The sequence below is a fragment of the Dehalobacter sp. MCB1 genome (assembly GCF_003590275.1).
In the GTDB taxonomy this organism is placed as follows: domain Bacteria; phylum Bacillota; class Desulfitobacteriia; order Desulfitobacteriales; family Syntrophobotulaceae; genus Dehalobacter.
In genome coordinates, this window is sequence record NZ_LXPC01000011.1 from 129198 (window position 1) to 150940 (window position 21743).

A 21743-nucleotide genomic window follows, 5' to 3' on the forward strand; every position below is an offset into this window, starting at 1 on the left:
ATGCCTTACGTAACACCAGAGCAGATTAAACGGGCCAAGCAAATGGATCTGCTGACTTATTTGCAATATTATGAGCCGCATGAGCTGGTGCACTTTTCCGGCAACGTCTATACCACCCGCACTCATGACAGCCTGAAAATCAGTAACGGAAAATGGTGCTGGTGGTCGCGCAGTATCGGCGGGCGCTCTGCATTGGACTATCTCATCAAGGTTCGAGATATGACGCTCCCTGAAGCAGTCCTTCAGATAGACGGACGGGCGGCTATCATGCCGCCCGTCCCGTCAAAAGCACAAGAACCCACCAACCAGAGAAACTTGCTTTTGCCGGAAAAAAACAAAAACAACAACTGTGTGATTGCTTATCTCTCCGGGCGCGGCATCCATAGGACTTTAATTGAATACAGCATCCGGACCGGACGGCTATACGAAAGCCGCAAACATCATAATGCTGTATTTGTCGGTTTTAACCGCCAGGGTGTTCCCAAATATGCGACGTTTCGTGGAACAACCGGCAAGCGGTTTTTAGGGGAAGCCGAAGGAAGCGACAAGCATTTTTCCTTTTCCATTCCGGCATGGCAGGAAAGCCGTAAGCTTCATCTTTTTGAAAGCGCCATTGATCTGCTTTCCTACGGCACGCTGGAGCTGCTTTCCGGCAAGGACTGGAGAAAGGAAAACTGTCTGTCCCTTGCGGGAATCTATAAACCGAAAAAGATTATTGAACAAAGCACCCCACCCGCCGCGCTCGTCCAATACTTAAAAGACTTCCCGCAGATCAAGGAAATTGCGTTACATCTGGACAACGATACGGCGGGACGGCTGGCGGCAAACACCCTTCAAACCATCCTCCCCCCTACTTACGCTGTTTCAGGCGAACCGCCGAAGCGCGGGAAGGATATGAACGATTATCTGAGAAATATATTGGAAAAACGACGGGGACAGGAACGATAATCTTTTTATTATTTGCCTGTTATCACCTAGAAAGCAACGATAGCATGCAAAATATAAAATATTTTCATAGATTTATATGGTTATAACCCTAAACGCTTCATGTATATTTGCCTTGTTTTGTGGTATAATACAAATAAGGCGGTGGTTATCATGATCCAAAGAGATTTATACATGAAGCAAATCAGGCCGTTCATCGGGAAACCGTTTGTCAAGGTAATTACAGGCATCCGGCGCTGCGGAAAATCCTCTATTCTGATGATGCTACGGGATGAGATTCAAAGCAACGGCGTTGCACCGGAAAACATCCTGTATATCAATTTTGAGAACCTTGATTTTTCCGACTTGAATACGGCGGAGAAGCTGCACAATTATCTTAAAGAACGTATGACTGGTGAAGGCCGATATTATATCCTTTTAGATGAGATCCAAGAAGTCAAGCGCTGGGAGAAAGCGGTCAACTCTCTGCTGGCAGGCGCCAACTCCGACTTGTATATCACAGGCTCAAATTCGCGCCTGCTGTCATCCGAACTTGCGACCTACATCGCAGGCCGTTATATCGAGATTAAAATCAACACTCTCTCTTTCAGGGAATATCTGCTGTTTAAAGAAGTGCGTACGGGCGCGAAGCCGGTTAATATGCGGGAAGAAGTCAGGGACTATATCCGTCTTGGCGGGTTTCCCGCCGTCCACATCGGTGATTACGAAGAAGATACGGCTTACCGCATTGTGAACGACATCTATTCTTCAGCAATCCTCCGCGACACCGTGCAGCGGCATAACATCCGCAACATCGAACTTTTGGAGCGGGTGGTCAAGTTTGTGTTTGATAACATCGGCAATACCTTTTCCGCAAAAAATGTGGCCGACTATTTTAAAAGCCAGCAGCGCAAGATTGACTTAAATACTGTCTACAACTATTTAAACGCCCTGGAAAGCGCCTATATCGTCAGAAAAATTCCCCGTTATGACATCAAGGGCAAAGAGATTTTACAAACCAACGAAAAATATTATATTGGGGATCAGTCCTTGGCCTATGCGGTCATGGGCTACAAAGACAGGCTGATTGCCGGGATACTGGAAAACATCGTTATGCTGGAGCTTGAGCGAAGGGGCTACCGTGTTTTTGTAGGAAAGCTCGATACCAAAGAGGTTGACTTCATTGCCGAAAGAAAAAATGAAAAAGTCTACGTTCAAGTATCCTACACACCCGCTGTCGCCCAGGAAACCATTAACCGCGAGTTTGCTCCGCTGCTGGCCATCAAAGACCATTATCCGAAATACGTCGTTACAATGGATGATTTTTGGAATGATAACGTGGAGGGCGTTAAGCACAAGCATCTTGCGGAATTCTTGTTGATGGACGTGTATTAAGTACACAAGCATAACCTTAAAAATAAGACAATTACGTTTACAAAAACCTGATTGACGAATATGATAACCAGGTTTTTATTTCCTTCTTATAATTAGTATTTGCAATAAATATTTTGGTTCTGCGAGTGCGAACGATGACTGGCAGACTTTTCTTTTCGGCAGGTATTTATTGAGACCAATCGTGACTTTTTTACAACACAAGACTGATGTCTTGTGTTGCAGCAAGCACTGAATTTGGCTAGCCAAATTCGCTTGTTAGGGGGATGCCCCCCTAAAACCCCAAAAAAATGCAGGGCCCATGGGTATTCCTATTCCGTCTTACTCCCGCTTTCATGTGCCCATGCACTGAATCATGAATGATGGCACATCAAAGCGCTCGCGGGGATCGGGCCGCCGTACGCTGAGTGGGTGACACTCCTCGTTCCGCGGCCTTTTGATTACAAATGAATGCTTATTTTTAGGCGATGACATTGGCTCCGCCTTTATGTATTTTTATAAGAACATTTAATAGGAAAGGGAGGAAAATGAATGGGAAATTATGACACTATAGACCAATGGAGTAATGAATACTACTACAAATTGCGGGGCTGCAAAAAAGCCATGATGGATGACTGTGCCTTATCGCAGGCGTACAACAGCAACACATTAAAGAAGTTTATGGAACAGCTTATTGGGACGCATAGCTTGGAGAATGTGTCCCTTTTGCTATCCAACACAATCCGGGAAGCTCCTTGGGACGAGCGTTACTCCAGTGAAGTCAAAGCTTGGGCGAACCGCTATCCGGAAATCCAACCGGCACCTGCGGAAGAAAAAGAGCCTCTGCGTATTTTCGCCCTAAACTTATATGAACATCCCGCCATCCTCAATCAGGCTGCGCGGATTGCCATGCAAAAGGAAAAGGAACTCTCCCAGCCCAAGCCTAAGGAGCAGGCGCGATGAGAAAACGCAATATTCCAATTCTTGTACGGCTGGACACCAAAGAACGGCAGAACCTTGCCAAGCAGGTAAAGAAATCGGGTCTGTCCCAGGAAACCTTTATCCGTACTCTTATTAACGGTTATGTGCCCAAAGAACTTCCCCCACCCGATTACTACGCCATGATGCGCGAGCTTCGCGCCATTGGCGTCAACTTAAACCAAATCGCTGCCAAGGCCAATGCCACGGGGCACATTGACCGGACTCTATTCCAGTATGAAGCCACCCGGCTGAGAAAGACCGTGCTGGACATCCAGGCGGCGGTCACGTCACCGGAAAGGAGAAATGAAGATGGCGACCACAGCAATATGGGATGTAAAGGACCGCCTTGATCGGATAATCAACTATGCCGTTAATCCCCAGAAAACAGAGAACCTCGATTTCTCAAATCCGGATTTCCAGGGGCTTCGCAACGTGCTGGAATATACCGCACAGGACGATAAGACAGAAAAACAGTTTTACGTAACCGGCATCAATTGTGATCCGGTTATTGCCTGTGAGCAAATGACCCGGACAAAGCTGCAATTCCAGAAAACCGACGGCATCCTTGCCTTCCACGGCTATCAATCCTTTATGCCGGGAGAAGCTACTCCCGAAGCCGCCCATCACATCGGCGTAAAGCTGGCAAAAGAACTTTGGGGTAACCGCTTTGAGGTGGTGGTTTCCACCCATATTGACAAGCATCACGTTCATAATCATTTTGTTCTCAACTCCGTATCCTTCGCGGACGGCAAGCGGTACTACGACAACAACGCTACCTATGCCCTCATGCGGGAGACTTCCGACCGGCTATGTCGGGAATACGCCCTGTCCGTCATCGAAAACCCGCAGTGGGGCAAATCCAAGCACCACGCCGAGTGGCAGTCCGAACAGGAAGGAAAACCCACCTGGCGAGGCCTCATCCGCAAGGATGTGGACAAAGCCGTTGCCGCATCCATTACCTTCACGCAATTTATTGTCACCCTGCGTCAACAGGGCTACGAGGTAAAAACGGGTGTAAAATATATGGCGGTGCGTCCCCCGGGAAAAGAACGTTTCGTTCGGTTGAAAACTTTGGGCGACGATTATGCCGAGGAAGCTATTAAGCAGCGGATTCTTCGAAACCGCGCTCCGAAACGGCCACATTCCTTTCCGGAGCCAAAGCGAAAACGCTATGCCATCCGGGGTAGTAAGAACTTGAAAACCACAAAAAAGCTTACCGGTATGCAGGCACTTTACCTTCACTACCTCTATAAAATGGACATTTTGCCAAAAAAATCCGCGTCCAGTAAAAGGACGCATTTTTTATTGCGCGAGGATCTCCGGCACATGAAGGAACTTATCGCCCAAACAAAGCTACTCTGCGCCCGCCATATTTCGAGCAAAGAGCAGCTTCTCACTTATAAGCAGGGATTACAGCAGGAAATGACTACTTTGTTTGACTCCCGCAAAGCTCTTTACAACCGGATACGCCGGTGCAAGAACGATAAGCAAGTTTCGGCATACAAGGGGCAGATTGCCGGGCTTTCCCAACAAATCAGCCTGCTCCGTAAGGAAGTAAAGCTCTGTGCGGACATCCTGTCCCGTTCTGGGGAGATGCAGAAAAAGCTTTCCCTGATTAAGCAGGAGGAAATCCAGCAAAGGAAGGAGGAAAAGACCTATGAACAACGGAGCCGACGCAGCGGATCAGATCGTCAATATGACCTTTAAAGGAATTGAGGTACTAGCCAGAATCTCCGGCGAGGGCGCGAAAAACCTTGCCACCTACCTGTACGCTGTGTTGAGAGATCAGAAGAAAACCAGAGGTAAAACCCGTCTGGAAACGCTTTTGCGCAGCGGCAAGGAACTGAAAGTCTTTACAGTCAGAAACGAGGACTTGCAGAAATTCACCCAGGAAGCCAGACGCTACGGCATTTTATACTGCGCCCTGCGGGACAAAAAGAATCTGGACGAGATGTGCGACATCATGGTACGGGCCGAAGACGCCTCCAAAATCAACCGCATCGTGGAACGTTTCAAGCTGGCTACCGTGGACACCGCAAGCATCAAAAGCGAGATCGAAAAATCCAGGGCGGCCAAGCAAAAGGAAATTGCACCGGATAAAAAAGGCCCGGACGAAAAAGTGCCTCCCATAATGGGAACGCCCGCCGAAAAAAGCGCGGATGCTTTCCTGGACGAACTCATGGCAAAACCCACACAGCCGGAGCCTGCCACCAAACAGCCTGACAACCCAAACCCTACGACGGCGACGGCGGAGAAACCCCTTCCGTCCGAGCCTACCTCAGAGCACAGCGGGAAAACCGCCGAGGGTACAGTTGAGCCGGAACGGAAATCCGTCCGTCAGGAATTGAAGGAAATCCGGGAGGCTCAAAAGGAGCAGGCGGAAGCCAAGCGCGAGCCTGCTAAAGAAATGCAGAAAACTACAAAACAGACAGCTAAATCAAACAGGCAGAAATCAAAGTCCAAATCAAAAAAACCGAAAGAGAGGTAAGACGCTATGAGCAGTTTTGATGATCTTTTCCGGCAGGAAAATGAAGCCCCTGCCCCCCGAAACGACCGACCTTTTGACAAAGAGACATGGAAGCAGCAGAAGCAGGAGCAACGGGAAATGGTATACTCACTGATCGACGACACTGCGGAAGCAGTGGCGCGGGAAAGCAGCAAGTTTCAAAGCTATCTGGATGTACAAAGCCGCTTTGACCGTTACAGCGTTTCCAACGCCCTCTTAATCCTTGCCCAAAAACCGAATGCTACCCGTATTGCAGATTTCGATACTTGGAAAGAGCAAGGCATCTATATCCGCAAAAAGGAAAGCGGTTTTTACATCCTGGAACCAGGGGAGGAATACCAGCGCGACGACGGCACCAGCGCCATCAGCTATAACCCCAAAAAGATGTTCGACATTTCCCAGACCGGGAAAGCCCTAAAACACGAGACTTCGGCCTATCCCGACGACCGCACCCGTATTAAGGCGCTGATGGATCACGCCCCTGTTCCTATTCGTATCAGTGATACGCTGCCGGAAGGCACAAACGCGCTGTATCAGCCGGACACGCGGGAAATTCAAATCCGGCGCGGCATGGACGCGGAAAATATTTTCCGCACCCTATCCCAGGAACTGGCCCATGCCGAAATGGACAAAGGCGACGGAGATTATAGCCGTTCTGAGAATGGCTTCCATGCCTACTGTGCGTCATATATGCTTTGTAAGCAATACGGTGCGGATACAAGCAGCTACCGTTTCGACCACGCTCCGGAAATGCTGGAAAGCATGAATCCACAGGAGATTCGCGCCGAGCTTTCAACCATTCGAGAAACTGCCGGTGATATTTCCGGCAGGATGAACCGGATGCTTGCACCGCAGCGGCAGGAAAAGAGACCGGAACGGGAACGTTAGGAGGGAATTGCCTATGAAGGAAGAAGAAAGGGTGCTTACCCTGGACGACTACGAATACGGCGTTATGGTAAACGCCTTGAACGAACTCAGAAACGACCTGATTGAAGAACAACGCCCCACCGATGCCGTAGACGAGCTACTTCTCAAAACCATCGACGCCCCGACCAAAAAGCAGAAGCGCAGGAGTCACGATGAAGCGCGCTGAAACCGCAAGGAGCAACCTCATACTCTTTGCGGTTTTTTTAATCCCTGTGGTATGGGCGGCATTGCTGACCGCCCCTTCCCTTTCCAGGGGGCTTCCTGAAATCCTTGCCAATCTCACGTTAGCGATAAACAATCCTTTTGACATTCGGTGGGTAAACGATTCGCTCAAGTGCATCCTGCTCTTTGTTGCCGCCTACGGCATGGGCACAGGGATTTACCTCTCTACCAAGCGCAATTACCGCAGTCGGGAGGAGCACGGCAGCGCGCGCTGGGGAGGCGCGGCGACTGTCTGCAAGAAATACCGGGACAAAGAGCCTCAAAAAAACAAAATTCTGACGCAAAACGTTCGTATCGGCCTGGATGGCCGTAAGCACAAACGGAATTTGAATGTCATGGTGGTGGGCGGCTCCGGCTCCGGTAAGACAAGGTTTTACGCCAAACCCAACGTCATGCAGGCTAACACCTCTTTTATCGTTCTCGATCCCAAGGGGGAAATTTTGCGGGACACGGGAAACCTGCTGAAAGCAAAAGGTTATGAAATCAAGGTTCTGGATTTAATCAACATGTACCTGTCCCATTGCTACAATCCCTTCGCTTACCTCAAGGACGACAAAGACGTGTTAAAGCTCGTCACCAACCTAATTCGCAACACTACGCCCAAAGGTTCCAACACTAACGACCCCTTTTGGGAACGCGCTGAAACCGCTTTACTGGAGGCATTAATCCTCTATCTTCTTTATGAAGCACCTAAGGAAGAGCAGAATTTTCCGATGGTCATGGAGATGATCGCCGCCGCCGAGGTCCATGAGGATGACGAATCCTATCAAAGCCCCCTTGACGCGCTGTTCGAAAGGCTGGAAATGCGGGAATCGGAGCACCTAGCAGTCAAGCAATATAACATCTTCAAGCTGGCGGCGGGCAAAACCGCCAAATCTATTCTCATCGGTTTGGGTGTCCGGCTGGAAAAGTTCAACCTGTCCACCCTTGCGGGAATCACCACGGTGGATGAAATGGAGCTGTCCTCAGTCGGGGAGAAAAAGACAGCGCTCTTTGCCGTGATACCCGACAACGATTCATCCTTTAATTTTATAGTCGGGATGCTTTACACCCAACTATTCCAAAGCCTCATGTACCTTGCCGACTATAAGTACGGAGGCAGGTTGCCCGTTCATGTCCACTTTGTCATGGATGAATTTGCCAATGTCGCTCTGCCTGATGAGTTTGACAAGCTGCTGTCCACCATACGTTCCAGGGAAATATCCGTGTCCATCATCCTGCAAAACCTGGCACAGCTCAAAGCCCTGTTTAAGGATACCTGGGAATCCATTCTGGGTAATTGTGACGAGTTTCTATATTTGGGCGGCAATGAGCAAAGTACCCATAAGTATGTATCCGAACTTTTAGGCAAGGAAACCATTGACATGAACACCTACGGTCAGAGCAAGGGCCGTAATGGAAGCTACTCCGTCAATTATCAGCTGTCGGGGCGCGAGCTTCTGACCCCCGACGAGGTGCGGATGCTGGACAACCGCTATGCCTTGCTCTTTGTCCGCGGTGAACGAGCCATTATGGACGACAAGTATGATATCCTTAAACACTCCAATCTGGAACTGACTGTTGACGGCGGCGGCCAACCTTTCCGGCACGGCGGTACGGAAACCGCCCTGGACTGGAAAGCTGTGGTCCTAAACAAAAACAGCGATTACGAGCTTCTCTCCGAGGAAGAACTCGAAACCCAGATGCAATCCTGAAAAACAATACATTGGAGGCATGATTCTATGAAAATGTCCAGGAAAATCAAAAGGACTATTGCAGTTTACTGCACACTGGTACTAATGCTTTCCTTCTTGGCCGCCCCTGCTTACGCGGCAGGCGATCCCCTCCAGGTGATTAACAATCTGTCCGACTTCATTTTTGGACTGATCCGCGCCATTGGGATGATTCTCTTAGGCTTCGGCATTGTGCAAATCGGCCTTTCCCTTAAATCCCACGACCCTTCCCAGCGGGCCAACGGCTTCCTGACGCTGGCAGGCGGAGTGATTATTACCTTTGCCAAAGAGATCCTTACTCTGATTACAGGAGGTTGATCGCCATGTTTAATACATTTCCGATCAATGAAGAAATGCACATTCATTCACTGAACGGCGAACTGCGGAAAGCTACCATCCTCAAGAGGCTGGGTGACAACGATTATCTTGCCGAATATAACGGAGTCAAGTGCCATGCAATCTATAACCCGTTTGTCAATAAATTCTACGTGGATGACAAATATAGCGTCATCAGGGACAAAATGCCCAGCAGGGATGAACCATGCCGGTAACGATTACAAAGATAAGCCCACGTTTCGTACGCGGGCTTTGTCTCAGAAATGAGGTGAGTTTATTTGTCAAACGGCAACTGGGTCATCGACAATCTCAATAACGCCCTGGCAACCTGGAATGCAAAGCTGGCGGAGATTTTGCAAATTATTACCCAATCGCCAACTGAATTTAAAGGCGGCGGTATTTGGAATGTTATCGTTAATATTCACGGCGCATTGCAGGCCGTTGGCATGGCCCTGTTGGTGCTGTTTTTCGTCATCGGCGTAGTCAAAACCTGTGGCAGCTTCGCCGAAGTCAAAAAGCCGGAGCACGCCTTGAAGCTTTTCATCCGGTTTGCCCTGGCCAAAGGCGTCGTGACTTATGGACTGGACTTAATGATGGCGCTGTTCAATATCGTGCAGGGGATTATCTCCAGCATCATGAGCGCTGCAGGCTTCGGGACGACCACCCAGACCATACTGCCTGACACCATTGTGCAGGCCATTGAGAATTGCGGTTTCTGGGCGAGTATTCCGCTGTGGGCGGTGACGCTCATCGGCGGTTTATTTATTACGGTTCTGTCTTTTATTATGATCCTTACGGTGTACGCCCGCTTTTTTAAAATATTTTTATACACCGCCATTGCCCCTGTGCCTCTGGCCTCCTTCGCCGGAGAGCCGAGCCAAAGCATCGGCAAAGCTTTTTTGAAAGGCTACGCCGCCGTGTGTCTGGAAGGAGCCATTATCGTCCTAGCCTGCGTAATCTTTTCCGTCTTTGCGTCTTCCCCACCGGTGGTGGACACCGGTGCCAGCGCCGTCACAATGGTATGGTCCTATATCGGGGAGTCGATTTTCAACATGCTGGTGCTGGTCGGGGCCGTAAAAATGGCTGACAGGGTGGTGCGGGAAATGATGGGGTTGTAAATTTAATACTCTCAGGTGTTTATGTCCTCATAATATTGGTTTTCCTTCTGCTCCCGCCTGTGCCGGATTTTTCGGCGGATGGCCGCAACCCAACTTAGGGCCACAAGGCCAAGCAGGGCTAAAAAGATTAGGGTTGTCAACATTTCATGTTCCTGTACAAAGTTTGGGAACAAAGCGCCCACCAAAAGAACATAAAGCAACGGCACGCCCAAGCGAAAAACCGACGCAATCTTAAAGATGAAGTTTAGAGCCAGCATCAGTAAAAATAAGAAAATGGATGTATACAACACAAACAAACCCTCCTTTCCTATCCCTATTATCACGTATCAAGGAAGGAAATGGAAGGCTGTGCACGGACTATTTTAGCGACGTACCCTTATTAATCATTCCGTCTTTTCACCAGCAAATCTTCAATAGAAATATCCAATGCTTTCGAAATCGCAACGATCTCATAATCCTGAACAAGACGATATTGCCCTTCAAGACGTGAAAGACTTGTCGCGCTGATATCCAAGCCCACGGTTTGCAGTTTCGCCAAAAAATCTTTCTGCTTTATTTTCTTTGCTTTCCGAAGGGCAACAACCTTGGCTCCAATCATGTTTTTATTGCCGGGCGGGTTCTGTCGTGGTTTCATACCTTTGCACCTCACTATTCTTCTCAATTTTATGTGAGGGGACAATAGTTTTAATGCGTTAATCGCAGTAAAATATAAAAATAAGTCGATATTCGCAGTAAAAACCGAAAGGAGTCCTTCTAAAAGATGAGACAAGAAATCTGTTGTTTCATGGTACGTAAACACATCAAGCTGCATTATGAAGGTGATGAAGAACACTCCATTGTCATCCGGCTTAAAATCAGACAAAGGAGATTTGAGCATGAAAAAGGGGTCTCTCAATGACGAGTTTGAAAGAGAGAAGAAAAAACTCAACAGACTTGGTAATAAAGCCTTGAAAAACGGTATTCGCCTTATACAGGATGAGGCATTTATGGAACAGAACCGTAAGGTTGATGAGTTGGTGGTCAAGATCCAAATCGAAAAAGAAAAGCATAAAAAAAACCGGCAGGAACGGTAAAAAATTCTTGATGGCGCTTCGTTGAGGGGCGCTGTTTTTTTACGGAGGTGGGTGTACTTTGGAAGTTAAAATCAACCGGGAAATCCGGGATTACACGGAAAGCATGTTCTTTGGACTGTCCATGCGACAGTTTATTTTTTCTCTCCTGGCTGTTGGCGTTGCCGTCGGCATCTACTTCGGCCTGCGGAATGTCTTAGGCACGGAAACAGTGAGCTGGGTGTGCATTTTGGGTGCGTTCCCCTTTGCCGCCATGGGGTTTATCCGCTATCACGGCATGACAGCGGAACAGTTTTTCTGGGCGTATCTCAAATCGGAGTTTATCCTGCCCAAAAAACTGATGTTTTATCCGACAAACGTGTATTTCGAAGCGTTGAAGCAGAGCATTCAAAACAAGGAAAAGGAGGAATGGAAACGACATGATTAAAACCCTGCAGAAAATTGTGAAGCAGGATAAGGAGAAGTTTGTTGTCCCCAAAGGTGTCCAGCAGACTATTCCTATCAAGGCCGTCTGGCCGGACGGGATTTTTAAGGTGGGCAACAAATTTTCCAAGTCCTTTCGTTTTACAGATATTAATTACGCGGTGGCCTCCAAAGAAGACAAGGAAGCAATGTTCCTGTCTTATTCGGAGCTGCTCAATTCTTTGGACAGCGGAGCGACCACCAAAATCACCATTAACAACCGCCGCTTGAACAAAATGGACTTTGAAAGCTCTATTCTCATCCCGCTCAAGGGGGACGGGCTGGACGATTACCGTGGGGAATACAACCGGATGCTTTTGGACAAGGCCACCAGCGCTAACGGGATTGTCCAGGATAAATATGTAACCGTATCGGTGCTGAAAAAGAATATTGAGGAAGCACGGAACTACTTCTCTCGCATCGGAGCCGACCTGATCACCCACTTTTCCCACCTTGGCTCCAAGTGCGTGGAACTGGATACTATGGACCGCCTGCGCATCCTGCATGATTTTTTCCGTCCCGGCGAAGAAACGGATTTCCGGTTCGATCTATCCGAAACAATGCAAAAGGGGCACGACTTCAAGGACTATATTTCTCCAGACACCTTTGAATTTGCAAAAGACCACTTCCGCATAGGAAACAAGTACGGGCGCGTCATTTTCTTAAGGGAATACGCCAGCTATATCAAAGACAGCATGATATCCGAACTCTGCGATTTTAACCGCAGCATGATGTTGTCATTGGATATTATCCCCATCCCCACGGATGAAGCGGTACGGGAGGTGGAAAACAGACTGCTTGGGGTGGAAACCAACATCACAAACTGGCAGAGACGGCAAAACCAGAACAATAACTTTTCCGCCGTTGTACCCTACGACATGGAACAGCAACGCAAAGAAAGCAAGGAGTTCCTCGACGACCTGACCACTCGCGACCAGCGGATGATGTTTGCGGTGCTGACCATGGTGCATGTTGCGGACAGCAAGGAACAGCTGGACAGCGATACCGAAACCTTGCTGACTACCGCACGGAAGCATCTTTGCCAGTTTTCCACCCTGACATTCCAGCAGATGGACGGATTAAATACGGCGCTTCCCTATGGGCTAAGGAAAATCGAAGCTATCCGGACGCTAACCACCGAGAGTACTGCGGTGTTTATTCCTTTCCGGGCGCAGGAAATTTCCCACAACGGCGGTATCTATTATGGCCAAAATGTCATATCCAAGAACATGATAATCGCCAACCGCAAGCTGCTTTTAAACGGTAACAGCTTCATCCTGGGCGTATCCGGTTCCGGCAAGAGTTTTACAGCCAAGCGGGAGATTGTCAACCAGATCCTTTCCAGCGATGACGACATAATACTGATTGACCCGGAGCGAGAATATTCTTCCCTTGTCAAAGCCTTGAGCGGTGAGATCATTCATATTTCCGCAACCTCCCCAAACCATATCAATGCCATGGACATGAACCGTGATTACGGCGACGGGGCTAATCCGGTCATCCTAAAATCCGAATTTGTCCTTTCCTTATGTGAGCAGCTGATCGGCGGCCAAAACCTGGGGGCGAAACAGAAGTCCCTGATCGATCGCTGCACCGCAAGTGTTTACCGGAAGTATCTGCAAAGCAACTTTCAGGGGATAACGCCCACCTTGCAGGATTTTCATGCGGAGCTTTTAAAACAGGATGAACCGGAAGCGCAGGAAATTGCCTTAGCTATTGAGCTGTTCACCAGCGGCAGCCTGAACACTTTCGCCAAACCGACCAATGTTGACGTCAACAACCGCCTAATTTGCTACGACATTCTGGACTTGGGCAAGCAGCTTTTGCCCATCGGTATGCTGGTGGTGCTGGACAGCATCCTGAACCGGATTACCCGGAACCGGGCCAAGGGCAAAAATACTTTCATAATTATTGATGAAATTTACCTGATGTTTCAGCATGAGTATTCGGCCAATTTCCTTTTTACACTGTGGAAGCGCGTCCGTAAATACGGGGCGTTCTGCACAGGCATCACCCAAAATGTTGATGATTTGCTGCAGAGTCACACGGCTAGGACCATGCTGGCCAACAGTGAATTTATCGTCATGCTCAATCAGGCCAGCACCGACAGAATGGAGCTGGCCAGGCTTTTGAACATTTCCGACCTTCAGCTCAGCTACATCACCAACGTGGATGCGGGGAACGGGTTGATTAAGGTGGGAAGTTCCCTTGTCCCCTTTGCCGATCAATTTCCACGCAACACCAGGCTCTATCGCCTGATGACCACAAGACCTGGCGAACAGTCTGAAATCTAATCCTATATGTTCATTGAGGAAAGCCGGTACGTAATGACGGCTTTTTCATCATATTGAAGGAGAAAATTCAATGAAAAATATCCGGTTTGTAAGCAAAGAGCATGAGGCCTTTTATTACAATATGCTCGATGCAGCAGGTAATACTGACGTGTATCACAGGGCATTTTTCTACACGATGGGGATAAGTAAGGAAACAAGGGATCATATCCGCTCCTTGTTTGATTTTAAAGAGAAGTGCATTAAGCCGCAAAACCTTGGAGCCGCCTGGCAGACGGGAGGAACCATCCGTCTGTGCCGCTTGGCTTTTAACCTTTGGAACGGGTGGACAGAGGAGGGAAAAGAGCGGTACTCCACGCCGTATGAATTATTTGACTGCCGTTTTGCGGCGTACTTTTTCGAAGCTATCCGGCTGCGTTATCCCGAGTATTGCCTGAGTCCGGAGCGTCCTGCCCTACAGCTCTCTGTAAAGGAACTGTAAACCTTTCAGATAGATTGAGTCCAATGGGGGAAGGCGATGAGGGTAATGAAAGAAATAAGGACGAAATCTGCTATCAAAGACATTAAGGTACTGGATAAAGCTTCGGATGTATCGCACAGGATGAAAAAAGCCTATATCCGTACAAAGGAGCAGGCGGAGCAAAGCGGGCATAACGAAGACAGTAACTATGTGGATAAAGCAGTGAGTAGAGTAAAAGACGGTACGGAAACAGTTGTTCAAAAAGCGCTAACTATGGGAGAACACGGCAAAAACGCGGTGTGGAAAATCAAGGAACGGCGGGCAGGCGGGACGGGTACTTCTACTACTATTACTAGCGGAAATCAGTCGGGGCGTACCTCCTATCCCGACGCTAAAGTTCCAAAATTAAAACAGAGATATGTTCAGGGCAAAGCAACTTTAACGGCAAAGCAAACGGCTGAAAGAAAAGCTGCTCAGACCTTCCAAAATTCAGTTTTTCAACCTACAGAAAAAGCAGCATTGCAGGTCGGCAAAATTCACGGCCAAACAGGACGCAGGATCAAACAATCTGCTAGAGAGAGTAGTATAACCGTAAAACAGGCGGCTAAAGGCATGGTTAAAACGGCCCAAAGAAGAGTTAAGACCATCGAACGCAGTTCCAAGACAGCCATTAAGGCCTCACAGTCAGCAGCCAAAACTATCGTTAATGCAACTCAAGTCGCCCAAAGGGTGACCCAAGCGGCACGGACCGCAGCAAGAGCTGCGGCTGTCTCGGGAAAAACGGCGGCAAAAGCAATGCTTGCCACTATTAAAGTGATAATTGCAGCATTGAAGAGCCTGATTGCACTGATTGCCGCCGGAGGTTGGGCAGCGGTTGTTATCATCTTACTGGTATGTCTGGTAGGGCTTATGTCAGGGTCAGTATTCGGAGTTTTCTTTTCCAATGAAGACACCGGTAAGAATACGCCGGTTATGACGGAGGCCGTCAGCCGGTTAAACGGGGAATTCAGGGCAAAAATTGAGCAAATAGAGAATGAAAATCCCTATGACACGCTGGATTTGTCCAATAACGGCAGCAGTACCATGGTCAGCAACTGGCGTGACATTCTGGCGGTGTACTCGGTGAAAGTGACCGCCGATCCGGAAAACGGCATGGAGGTTGCCACCCTTGACGATACAAAAGTGGAAATCCTCCGAAACATATTTTGGGAAATGAATAAAATCGATTATTGGCTGGACACGATTGAGCACACGGACGGGAAAACGACCAGTACCGAGACTGTCTTGCATATTCATGTGATCTCGAAATCTTATTCGGATATGATCGCCCAATACAATTTCAATCAGCAAGAAGCGGGGATGTTGAATGAGTTGATGCAGGACAAATACAAGCAGCTATTTTTAAGGCTTATAGGTAGTTATACGGATATAACCCTTTCTCCGAAGGAAATTGCAGCTATTATGAACAACCTGCCGCCGGATTTGGACGAAAAGCGGAAAAAGCTTGTACTAGCCGCCTATTCCCTTGTCGGTAAGGTAAATTACTTTTGGGGAGGTAAATCCACCGTCATCGGTTGGGACAGCCGCTGGGGAACACCTGCTAAAGTAACTGACGAGGGCAGCGCAACGTCCGGAAACGTTCGGGCTTTCGGGTTGGACTGTTCCGGCTATGTGGCATGGGTATTCGTCAATGCCGCAGGTAATACAGATGCTGCGAAAATAACTGGAACCGGTACTGCTAGCCAATATGCCGCATGTGCGCCGGTAAACTGGGTCAGTGCTCAGCCGGGGGATTTGGCATTTTATTCCGACCTAAGCCATGTGGGCATTGTTGTGGGCAAGGAAAACGGAAATCTGTTAATTGCCAATTGTAATGCTGGCCAGAACAATGTAGGGATAACCGTTGTATCCGGTTCCAGTGCCTCAAGCTATTATCTGATCGGCAGACCTAAGTTTTTTGAATAGCTTTACCCTTTATAAATACAAAGAAGTTATCTATGCTGTATATAGATAACTCCAGAAAGAGCTTTTTTCCCCGGTTTATCAAGTAAGAAATAATGAAGGAGTGTAAGTTTTGAGAAGAATTATATTTATTATCGGAGCTATCCTGGCTTTAGGCAGCGGAATCGGAATCTATTTGCAAATCGACTATTCAAAAGGTCTTATCCCGGTTGTCTTTGCTGCCTCAGATATTTCAGAAGACACAGTTGTATATGACCAACAGCTAATTATAAAAAAAGTGCCAAGAGAGAGTGTTCCTGACGGCGCTGCCACCGACAAAAATCAAGTTATAGGAAAAACACTGAATTGGCCGTTAAAGGAAGGAGATCCTGTCAGAACCGATAAAATAGAACAAAATCCTAAAGTTTCAGAAAATAATACCAGACTGATTGCCTTTAAAACGGATTATGACGGTTCAATTGCCGGTTTAGTCCGATACGGGCAAACGGTTGATCTTGTCATGAGTGTTGACCCTAAAGTATCAGGAAGTACATCCATGACAGGATATATATTAACGGACTTATTTATCGAGGCCACAGCCGATGCAACCGGTAATATTCTCACTTCAGCAGATACGCCCTATATCCAGTCCAAAGCAGAAAGTGTTGTAAGTCTTTCCAATGGAAACCAAACAAAGGGTATTCCGGTTGAAATCATTGCAAAAGTAACGCCCCGGCAATTTCTTATCATCAAACAGGCAGAGACAATGGGGACGCTCTCCCTTGGCAAAAGAAGCAAAGACTCGGTAAATCTTTATAATATCAACCAAGTTGTTGAGAATTCTAATGTAAATGTGTCTAAAGATTTTATCCTTGCTTTATTAGCGATGCAGAAATAGGGGGATCGCAAAATGACAAGAGATAACGAGCTGCAATTAACAGAGAATGGTTATAAAAAAATTATTACCTTTTGGGGTGTTGGTTCTGTTGGAAAAACAACCATGGCTTTAACTTTCGCCCAAACCTTTGCCAAAATAGCTGACCTAAAAGTCGGGCTATTGGATTTTGCGGTACTAACTCCCAGTATCCATTTATTTCTGGATACTGAAGATCAAGAAAGCACGATCGAATTTGTTTTGAAATCCTGGCAAGATAATTTCTCGTATAAAGATATCTTAGAAGAAAATGCCATCAAGACTGAAGATATTCCTAACCTTCTTTACTGGACAGGCCTGACAAAGCATCCCGAACTGATAGAAAAACTTGGGCCAAACCAGGCCAAAAAGATTATTTCCGATCTGTCGGAGATTGTGGACGTTCTTATTATTGACGTCCAAAGCGATACACTCATCATTCCGACAGATATTGCTTTGAAAATGGCGACCGATGTTATTGTTGTGGTGGACCAAAACAGAAATGTCATTGAAAATACAGCAAAGTGGCTTAACAATTTGTCTGTCAGACAAGTCGGGATTAATAAATTCCATTTGTTAATCAACCAATATTCGAATAAAGCCATGTACACAAAAGAAAAAATCGAGAAAAATTTAGGATTGCCTCTGCTTGGAACCATACCGGCGATACCGAAGGTTAAATATGATAACCTTACCGTTACCTTGGATTCTCTTTTAAAATATCGTGAAGTTTCGGATCATGTAAAGAAAGCGTCATTTAAGCTGCATAAAGAAATCCCATTGAAAAAGAAGGGAGCCAAAAGATTTAGGCTCTTTTCATTTAGCAATAAAAAGGACGGTGACTAGGTATGAGAGTCAGTCTGGCTCAGGCTGCCAAAGTATATGTAAGTTCTGAAGACGATAAAAAATTGCTTTTTAAAGCCACAAGCATCATCCAAACAGAATTGGCGGAAAAACATTCCAAATTGTTGAGTGATGCTATCTACGGAAATTTTGAAGCCCAAGAAAAAATAAAAGAAGTAATGAAGGAAATTCTTTTTACCAACAAAGTTGAAATCCCGAATATGGGCATCGAACAAATTATCTGGGAAGTATATAAATACATCGTAGGTTACGATATTTTGCATGATTTAATCTACCTTAACCCCGATATTACTGAAATATGTGTAAACGGCATTGATAAAGTTACCTACAAGAAAAACGGCATCCGCTACCATGCCGTGAATATTAAATTTAAAGATAATCAGCATTTAGAAAAAATCGCAGAGAAAATATTGCTTACTTGTCACTCCGAAGCAAACGAGGGTAGTCCTATGGTCGATAATGCCTGGCTCCCTGACCGAAGCAGAGTTGTCATCAACAAAAGCTCAATCGTTCCAAGCCATGGGATAACCATCAATATCCGCAGATTTCGGGATAAGAACTTTACCATGGAGGAACTAGAGAGTATAGGCACATTAAAAACGGCTGAACCCGGAGTTTCCTTAAGTGATCAGGATGATCTTTTCGAAGGGCAAAATGATGATACCGGCCATTCTTACAGACAGCTGGATTTTCTTTATGACGCAGTAAAAGCCGGGGCGACTATCATCGTAAGCGGAGGAACGCATACGGGGAAAACAACTTTAATCAGGACGTTAGCCGGGATATTACAGGAATTGATCCCTGAAGATAACAGTGTTGGTGATCCTGAAAGCGGTTTGCGGATTATTACAATTGAAAACGGGCCTGAGCTACAGCTGCTGAAGTATTATCCTAAGCTTGAAGTCGTCGAGATGCTTGAGAGAGATACAAAATATAATCCGATTGGCGTTGAAGAAATCTATCCCCAAATTATGCGCATGGACCCGGATGTTATCCTGGTCGGGGAAATCCGGTATCCGATTGAAGCGATGTATACGTTGAGGGCCATGCGATCCGGCCATGCCAACACCATGGCCTCCATTCATACCTATGATGCCGAGTCTTGCTGCCAGGAGCTCAGGACAAAAGTACAGGCCATATCCAATGTATCGGATAAAGTTATCAATAGCGAGATAGCGACAGCGGTCGATATCATCATTCAATTAGCCAATATTGACAGAAAGATTGAAATTACCCAAATTGCTGAAATCGATTTAGATGATAACGATAACATCGTCATTAATAACATTTTTAAACGCGACAGCAACGGAAACATGACGTTTAAGCCGATAACGAAAAAATTGGCCAAAAGGTTAATCGCTAAAGGAAGGGGTAATACCGACGAGATAAAGAGGTGGATAAAATGAACCTGATTCTTTGTTATGGAATGAGTATCGGCCTACTCATTATTTTATTTGCTTGGTTTTTCCAGGATACAGAAAAGAGAAAGATTACAGGGTATGTTAAAAGGAGATTAACCTCTATCCAAGAAAGAGTCCTTAAAGAAACAGGTCTCATAAACAAAATAAGGATTCTCTTTGATCAGCGTAAAGAAATCATCCAATTGAACATGACGTTTAAAACATTCGTGATGATTAGCATTATCTTTTTTATCTTCACCTTGGTGGGATCAATATGTATGTTTAAGCTTACAGTACCGGGTATTCAAGGATCGCAAGCAGTGGTAATGAAATATAACGTCTTAGCTATCGTCATCGTTACGTTCGTGGGCGGGATATTTCCATGGTTAATACTCAATATCGTCTACTATTCCACACGCAAATTGATCAATAAGCAGGCATTAAATACGTTTACCTTGATTCTTAATAACTATATTGTGCGGAATAACCTTGAAGCAGCCACTTGGGATTCAATCGAGGGGATGCCCTCTCAAATGAAATCGCTATTCAGCAGAATCCAAACCGAAGTAAATGGCGGTGAAAGTTTTGATCAGACAGTGTTAAGAACTGCCAATATTCTCAAGATCCAAGCGTTCAGAGATTTTTACAACACAGTCCATTCCGCCGTTATTTCCGGGGGAAATACCGATGAGAATCTATATCGGTTAATTGGTAAAATACGTTCTAAAAAAATTAGAGCGCAAACGATTAAAGAAGATTTAAGTCCACTGATATCAAAGGCAATCGTCTTTACCATCGTTATGGTTGTTGTCTATTTCGCAGTCGGGCTTTTCTGGCCAGATTCCATGATGATGGTTAAACAGTCTTCTATAGGCGTTTATTACACAGATTCAATTATTATTGCCATACTTATTGAGGTCGGGCTTTTATTAAAATATTTATCGATGGAGGATTAAGGATGTAATATGATGACAATCTTATGCGCCCTGGGCGTTTCCATGGGCTTATTTGTGCTGTTCATAAGCTTCTTTATCAGGAATTCGAGAAAAGAGTTTAAAAGGATTAATTCAATAAGCAGCACGGTTATTACTTATAGGCAAACAAAAGATTCCTTTCTTACAAAAATTAAAAAGTATTTTTCAAAGCAAAGAGAAACTAAAAATAGACATAAAAACAATAAAACAGACCTGATTCTTGAAATTCTCAAGCAGCCGGGAAAACCGTTATCTTTAGGGTATAAGGACTTTAAGACACTTAAGGGCATCAGCCCTTTTTTGTTTACCGTTTTATTTGGCTTTGCCGGTTTGGCTTCTCAAAATATCCTCATCTTAGGTTTTTTAATTGCTGTAGGCTTTTTCACTGGAATTACGGCCCCAACAATTCTTCTCCTATACCTATATGCTCAATACAAGGAGGAATTAACAAATGAATTATCCGAAGCAATGACCTATATCGTCGACCTGCGAAAAGCCGGTCATTCCATTACCGATTCGATAAAAGGATCTCTTTTCGCAACGAATCGATTAAAGCCTCATTTAGAAAAACTTTTGCAAGAAATTTCATTACAAGGACCCCGAATCGCGCTTGCCAAGCTAAGTAAAGAGACCGATATCGAAGAATTTCGGAACTTCGCGGATATTTTGCTGCAGTCGATCACCATCGATAATACCCACATGGTAGCGTACATGGAAAGCAGATCCAAGGATATTGATTATATAGAAGGGTTAAAGGAAATGAGCAGATATAAAAAGCGGAAAATGATTGTCGAAGCTTTGACAACAATACCCTTTATTATGATCCCAATCATTATCCTTGTGCCATTACTGCTGCAAGCAAATCAAAATCTAAGTCAAGTAATGTGAGGGGTGATCTATTTTGTGAAAAACATTTTAAAGGAATTACTAAAAGATGAAAGGGGGGATTTAACCCAAGAAATCATATTACTCATCGGCGGTATCTTGGCAACCGTCGGTTTAGCCATGATCGTATATGGCACAGTAAAAAGCAAAGTAACGAATGATTCAAGCGGTATCAGTGTATTAAATTAAGAAAGGTGATGAAGACATGATCAATTTAATCAAAACGCTTTATAACGATGAGGGTGGGGATGTAATCCAGAATATCATTTGGATCTTCGGCGGTGTTCTCGCTACGATCGGTGCTGTGGCAACCCTGTTTACGACCGTGAAGGGAAAGCTCACCAGTATGAATACAAGCATTAACGGAATAACAACCCCTTAATCAG

General features: G+C 46.0%; 26 protein-coding genes. 24 read left to right on the top strand and 2 right to left on the bottom strand.

What is annotated here, in order from left to right:
- From A7K50_RS07525 to A7K50_RS07580, 12 genes are all read left to right on the top strand, one after another.
- On the top strand, positions 1 to 948 hold the full coding sequence (locus A7K50_RS07525) for a DUF3991 and TOPRIM domain-containing protein (RefSeq protein WP_119775314.1): 948 nt from the start codon (positions 1 to 3) through the stop codon (positions 946 to 948).
- Positions 949 to 1098: 150 nt separating this feature from the next.
- Complete coding sequence (locus A7K50_RS07530) at positions 1099 to 2319, top strand: ATP-binding protein (RefSeq protein WP_119775316.1); 1221 nt, start codon at positions 1099 to 1101, stop codon at positions 2317 to 2319.
- A gap of 528 nt (positions 2320 to 2847) precedes the next feature.
- Positions 2848 to 3258 carry a DUF3849 domain-containing protein gene (locus A7K50_RS07535; RefSeq protein ID WP_119775317.1) on the top strand — a complete coding sequence of 137 codons (411 nt, stop codon included), beginning with the start codon at positions 2848 to 2850 and terminating at the stop codon, positions 3256 to 3258.
- The gene (gene mobC / locus A7K50_RS07540; RefSeq protein ID WP_119775319.1) at positions 3255 to 3626 is read left to right on the top strand and encodes a plasmid mobilization relaxosome protein MobC; all 372 of its coding nucleotides are present in this window, start codon (positions 3255 to 3257) and stop codon (positions 3624 to 3626) included. Before A7K50_RS07535 ends, mobC begins: the two co-directional genes overlap by 4 nt.
- Positions 3586 to 4983 (top strand): relaxase/mobilization nuclease domain-containing protein, encoded by a 1398-nt coding sequence (locus A7K50_RS07545; RefSeq protein ID WP_119775320.1) that lies wholly within the window; start codon positions 3586 to 3588, stop codon positions 4981 to 4983. Before mobC ends, A7K50_RS07545 begins: the two co-directional genes overlap by 41 nt.
- Positions 4934 to 5764 carry a PcfB family protein gene (locus A7K50_RS07550; protein ID WP_119775322.1) on the top strand — a complete coding sequence of 277 codons (831 nt, stop codon included), beginning with the start codon at positions 4934 to 4936 and terminating at the stop codon, positions 5762 to 5764. Before A7K50_RS07545 ends, A7K50_RS07550 begins: the two co-directional genes overlap by 50 nt.
- A 6-nt stretch (positions 5765 to 5770) precedes the next feature.
- On the top strand, positions 5771 to 6670 hold the full coding sequence (locus A7K50_RS07555) for an ArdC-like ssDNA-binding domain-containing protein (protein ID WP_119775323.1): 900 nt from the start codon (positions 5771 to 5773) through the stop codon (positions 6668 to 6670).
- Positions 6671 to 6683: 13 nt separating this feature from the next.
- Positions 6684 to 6875 (top strand): hypothetical protein, encoded by a 192-nt coding sequence (locus A7K50_RS07560; protein ID WP_021315779.1) that lies wholly within the window; start codon positions 6684 to 6686, stop codon positions 6873 to 6875.
- The gene (locus A7K50_RS07565) at positions 6862 to 8625 is read left to right on the top strand and encodes a VirD4-like conjugal transfer protein, CD1115 family (RefSeq protein ID WP_119775325.1); all 1764 of its coding nucleotides are present in this window, start codon (positions 6862 to 6864) and stop codon (positions 8623 to 8625) included. The genes A7K50_RS07560 and A7K50_RS07565 overlap by 14 nt, the downstream gene beginning before the upstream one ends.
- Positions 8626 to 8652: 27 nt before the next feature.
- Positions 8653 to 8961, top strand: a complete 309-nt coding sequence (locus tag A7K50_RS07570) for a TrbC/VirB2 family protein (RefSeq protein WP_021315773.1) — start codon at positions 8653 to 8655, stop codon at positions 8959 to 8961.
- Positions 8962 to 8966: 5 nt separating this feature from the next.
- Positions 8967 to 9194: a hypothetical protein gene (locus A7K50_RS07575; RefSeq protein WP_119775327.1), complete on the top strand. Its 228-nt coding sequence runs from the start codon at positions 8967 to 8969 to the stop codon at positions 9192 to 9194.
- Positions 9195 to 9257: 63 nt separating this feature from the next.
- Positions 9258 to 10097 (top strand): hypothetical protein, encoded by an 840-nt coding sequence (locus A7K50_RS07580; RefSeq protein ID WP_119775328.1) that lies wholly within the window; start codon positions 9258 to 9260, stop codon positions 10095 to 10097.
- Positions 10098 to 10108: 11 nt separating this feature from the next.
- Here A7K50_RS07580 and A7K50_RS07585 read toward each other — a convergent pair whose 3' ends face one another.
- Both A7K50_RS07585 and A7K50_RS07590 read right to left on the bottom strand, forming a co-directional pair.
- Positions 10109 to 10387: a hypothetical protein gene (locus tag A7K50_RS07585; RefSeq protein WP_015042123.1), complete on the bottom strand. Its 279-nt coding sequence runs from the start codon at positions 10385 to 10387 to the stop codon at positions 10109 to 10111.
- Positions 10388 to 10476: 89 nt separating this feature from the next.
- Complete coding sequence (locus A7K50_RS07590) at positions 10477 to 10731, bottom strand: helix-turn-helix transcriptional regulator (RefSeq protein WP_119775330.1); 255 nt, start codon at positions 10729 to 10731, stop codon at positions 10477 to 10479.
- A 241-nt stretch (positions 10732 to 10972) separates the two neighbouring features.
- Here A7K50_RS07590 and A7K50_RS07595 point away from each other — a divergent pair, with 241 nt between their 5' ends.
- From A7K50_RS07595 to A7K50_RS14185, 12 genes are all read left to right on the top strand, one after another.
- Positions 10973 to 11170 carry a hypothetical protein gene (locus tag A7K50_RS07595; RefSeq protein ID WP_119775331.1) on the top strand — a complete coding sequence of 66 codons (198 nt, stop codon included), beginning with the start codon at positions 10973 to 10975 and terminating at the stop codon, positions 11168 to 11170.
- 58 nt (positions 11171 to 11228) lie between these two features.
- The gene (locus tag A7K50_RS07600) at positions 11229 to 11594 is read left to right on the top strand and encodes a PrgI family protein (RefSeq protein WP_119775333.1); all 366 of its coding nucleotides are present in this window, start codon (positions 11229 to 11231) and stop codon (positions 11592 to 11594) included.
- Entirely contained in the window at positions 11587 to 13923 is a 2337-nt protein-coding gene (locus tag A7K50_RS07605; protein ID WP_119775334.1) for a VirB4-like conjugal transfer ATPase, CD1110 family, read from the top strand. Before A7K50_RS07600 ends, A7K50_RS07605 begins: the two co-directional genes overlap by 8 nt.
- Before the next feature lie 70 nt (positions 13924 to 13993).
- The gene (locus tag A7K50_RS07610) at positions 13994 to 14401 is read left to right on the top strand and encodes a DUF6075 family protein (RefSeq protein ID WP_119775336.1); all 408 of its coding nucleotides are present in this window, start codon (positions 13994 to 13996) and stop codon (positions 14399 to 14401) included.
- 36 nt (positions 14402 to 14437) lie between these two features.
- The gene (locus tag A7K50_RS07615; protein ID WP_243103680.1) at positions 14438 to 16345 is read left to right on the top strand and encodes an NlpC/P60 family protein; all 1908 of its coding nucleotides are present in this window, start codon (positions 14438 to 14440) and stop codon (positions 16343 to 16345) included.
- A gap of 109 nt (positions 16346 to 16454) precedes the next feature.
- Entirely contained in the window at positions 16455 to 17219 is a 765-nt protein-coding gene (locus A7K50_RS07620) for an SAF domain-containing protein (RefSeq protein ID WP_119775337.1), read from the top strand.
- 12 nt (positions 17220 to 17231) lie between these two features.
- Entirely contained in the window at positions 17232 to 18080 is an 849-nt protein-coding gene (locus A7K50_RS07625; RefSeq protein ID WP_119775339.1) for a P-loop NTPase, read from the top strand.
- 2 nt (positions 18081 to 18082) lie between these two features.
- Entirely contained in the window at positions 18083 to 19504 is a 1422-nt protein-coding gene (locus A7K50_RS07630) for an ATPase, T2SS/T4P/T4SS family (RefSeq protein WP_119775341.1), read from the top strand.
- Entirely contained in the window at positions 19501 to 20454 is a 954-nt protein-coding gene (locus A7K50_RS07635; protein WP_119775342.1) for a type II secretion system F family protein, read from the top strand. The genes A7K50_RS07630 and A7K50_RS07635 overlap by 4 nt, the downstream gene beginning before the upstream one ends.
- Before the next feature lie 9 nt (positions 20455 to 20463).
- On the top strand, positions 20464 to 21360 hold the full coding sequence (locus A7K50_RS07640; RefSeq protein WP_119775344.1) for a hypothetical protein: 897 nt from the start codon (positions 20464 to 20466) through the stop codon (positions 21358 to 21360).
- Between the two features lie 15 nt (positions 21361 to 21375).
- The gene (locus A7K50_RS14180) at positions 21376 to 21546 is read left to right on the top strand and encodes a hypothetical protein (protein WP_165904960.1); all 171 of its coding nucleotides are present in this window, start codon (positions 21376 to 21378) and stop codon (positions 21544 to 21546) included.
- A 16-nt stretch (positions 21547 to 21562) separates the two neighbouring features.
- Positions 21563 to 21739, top strand: a complete 177-nt coding sequence (locus A7K50_RS14185; RefSeq protein ID WP_165904961.1) for a hypothetical protein — start codon at positions 21563 to 21565, stop codon at positions 21737 to 21739.
- The last annotated feature ends 4 nt before the right edge of the window (positions 21740 to 21743 follow it).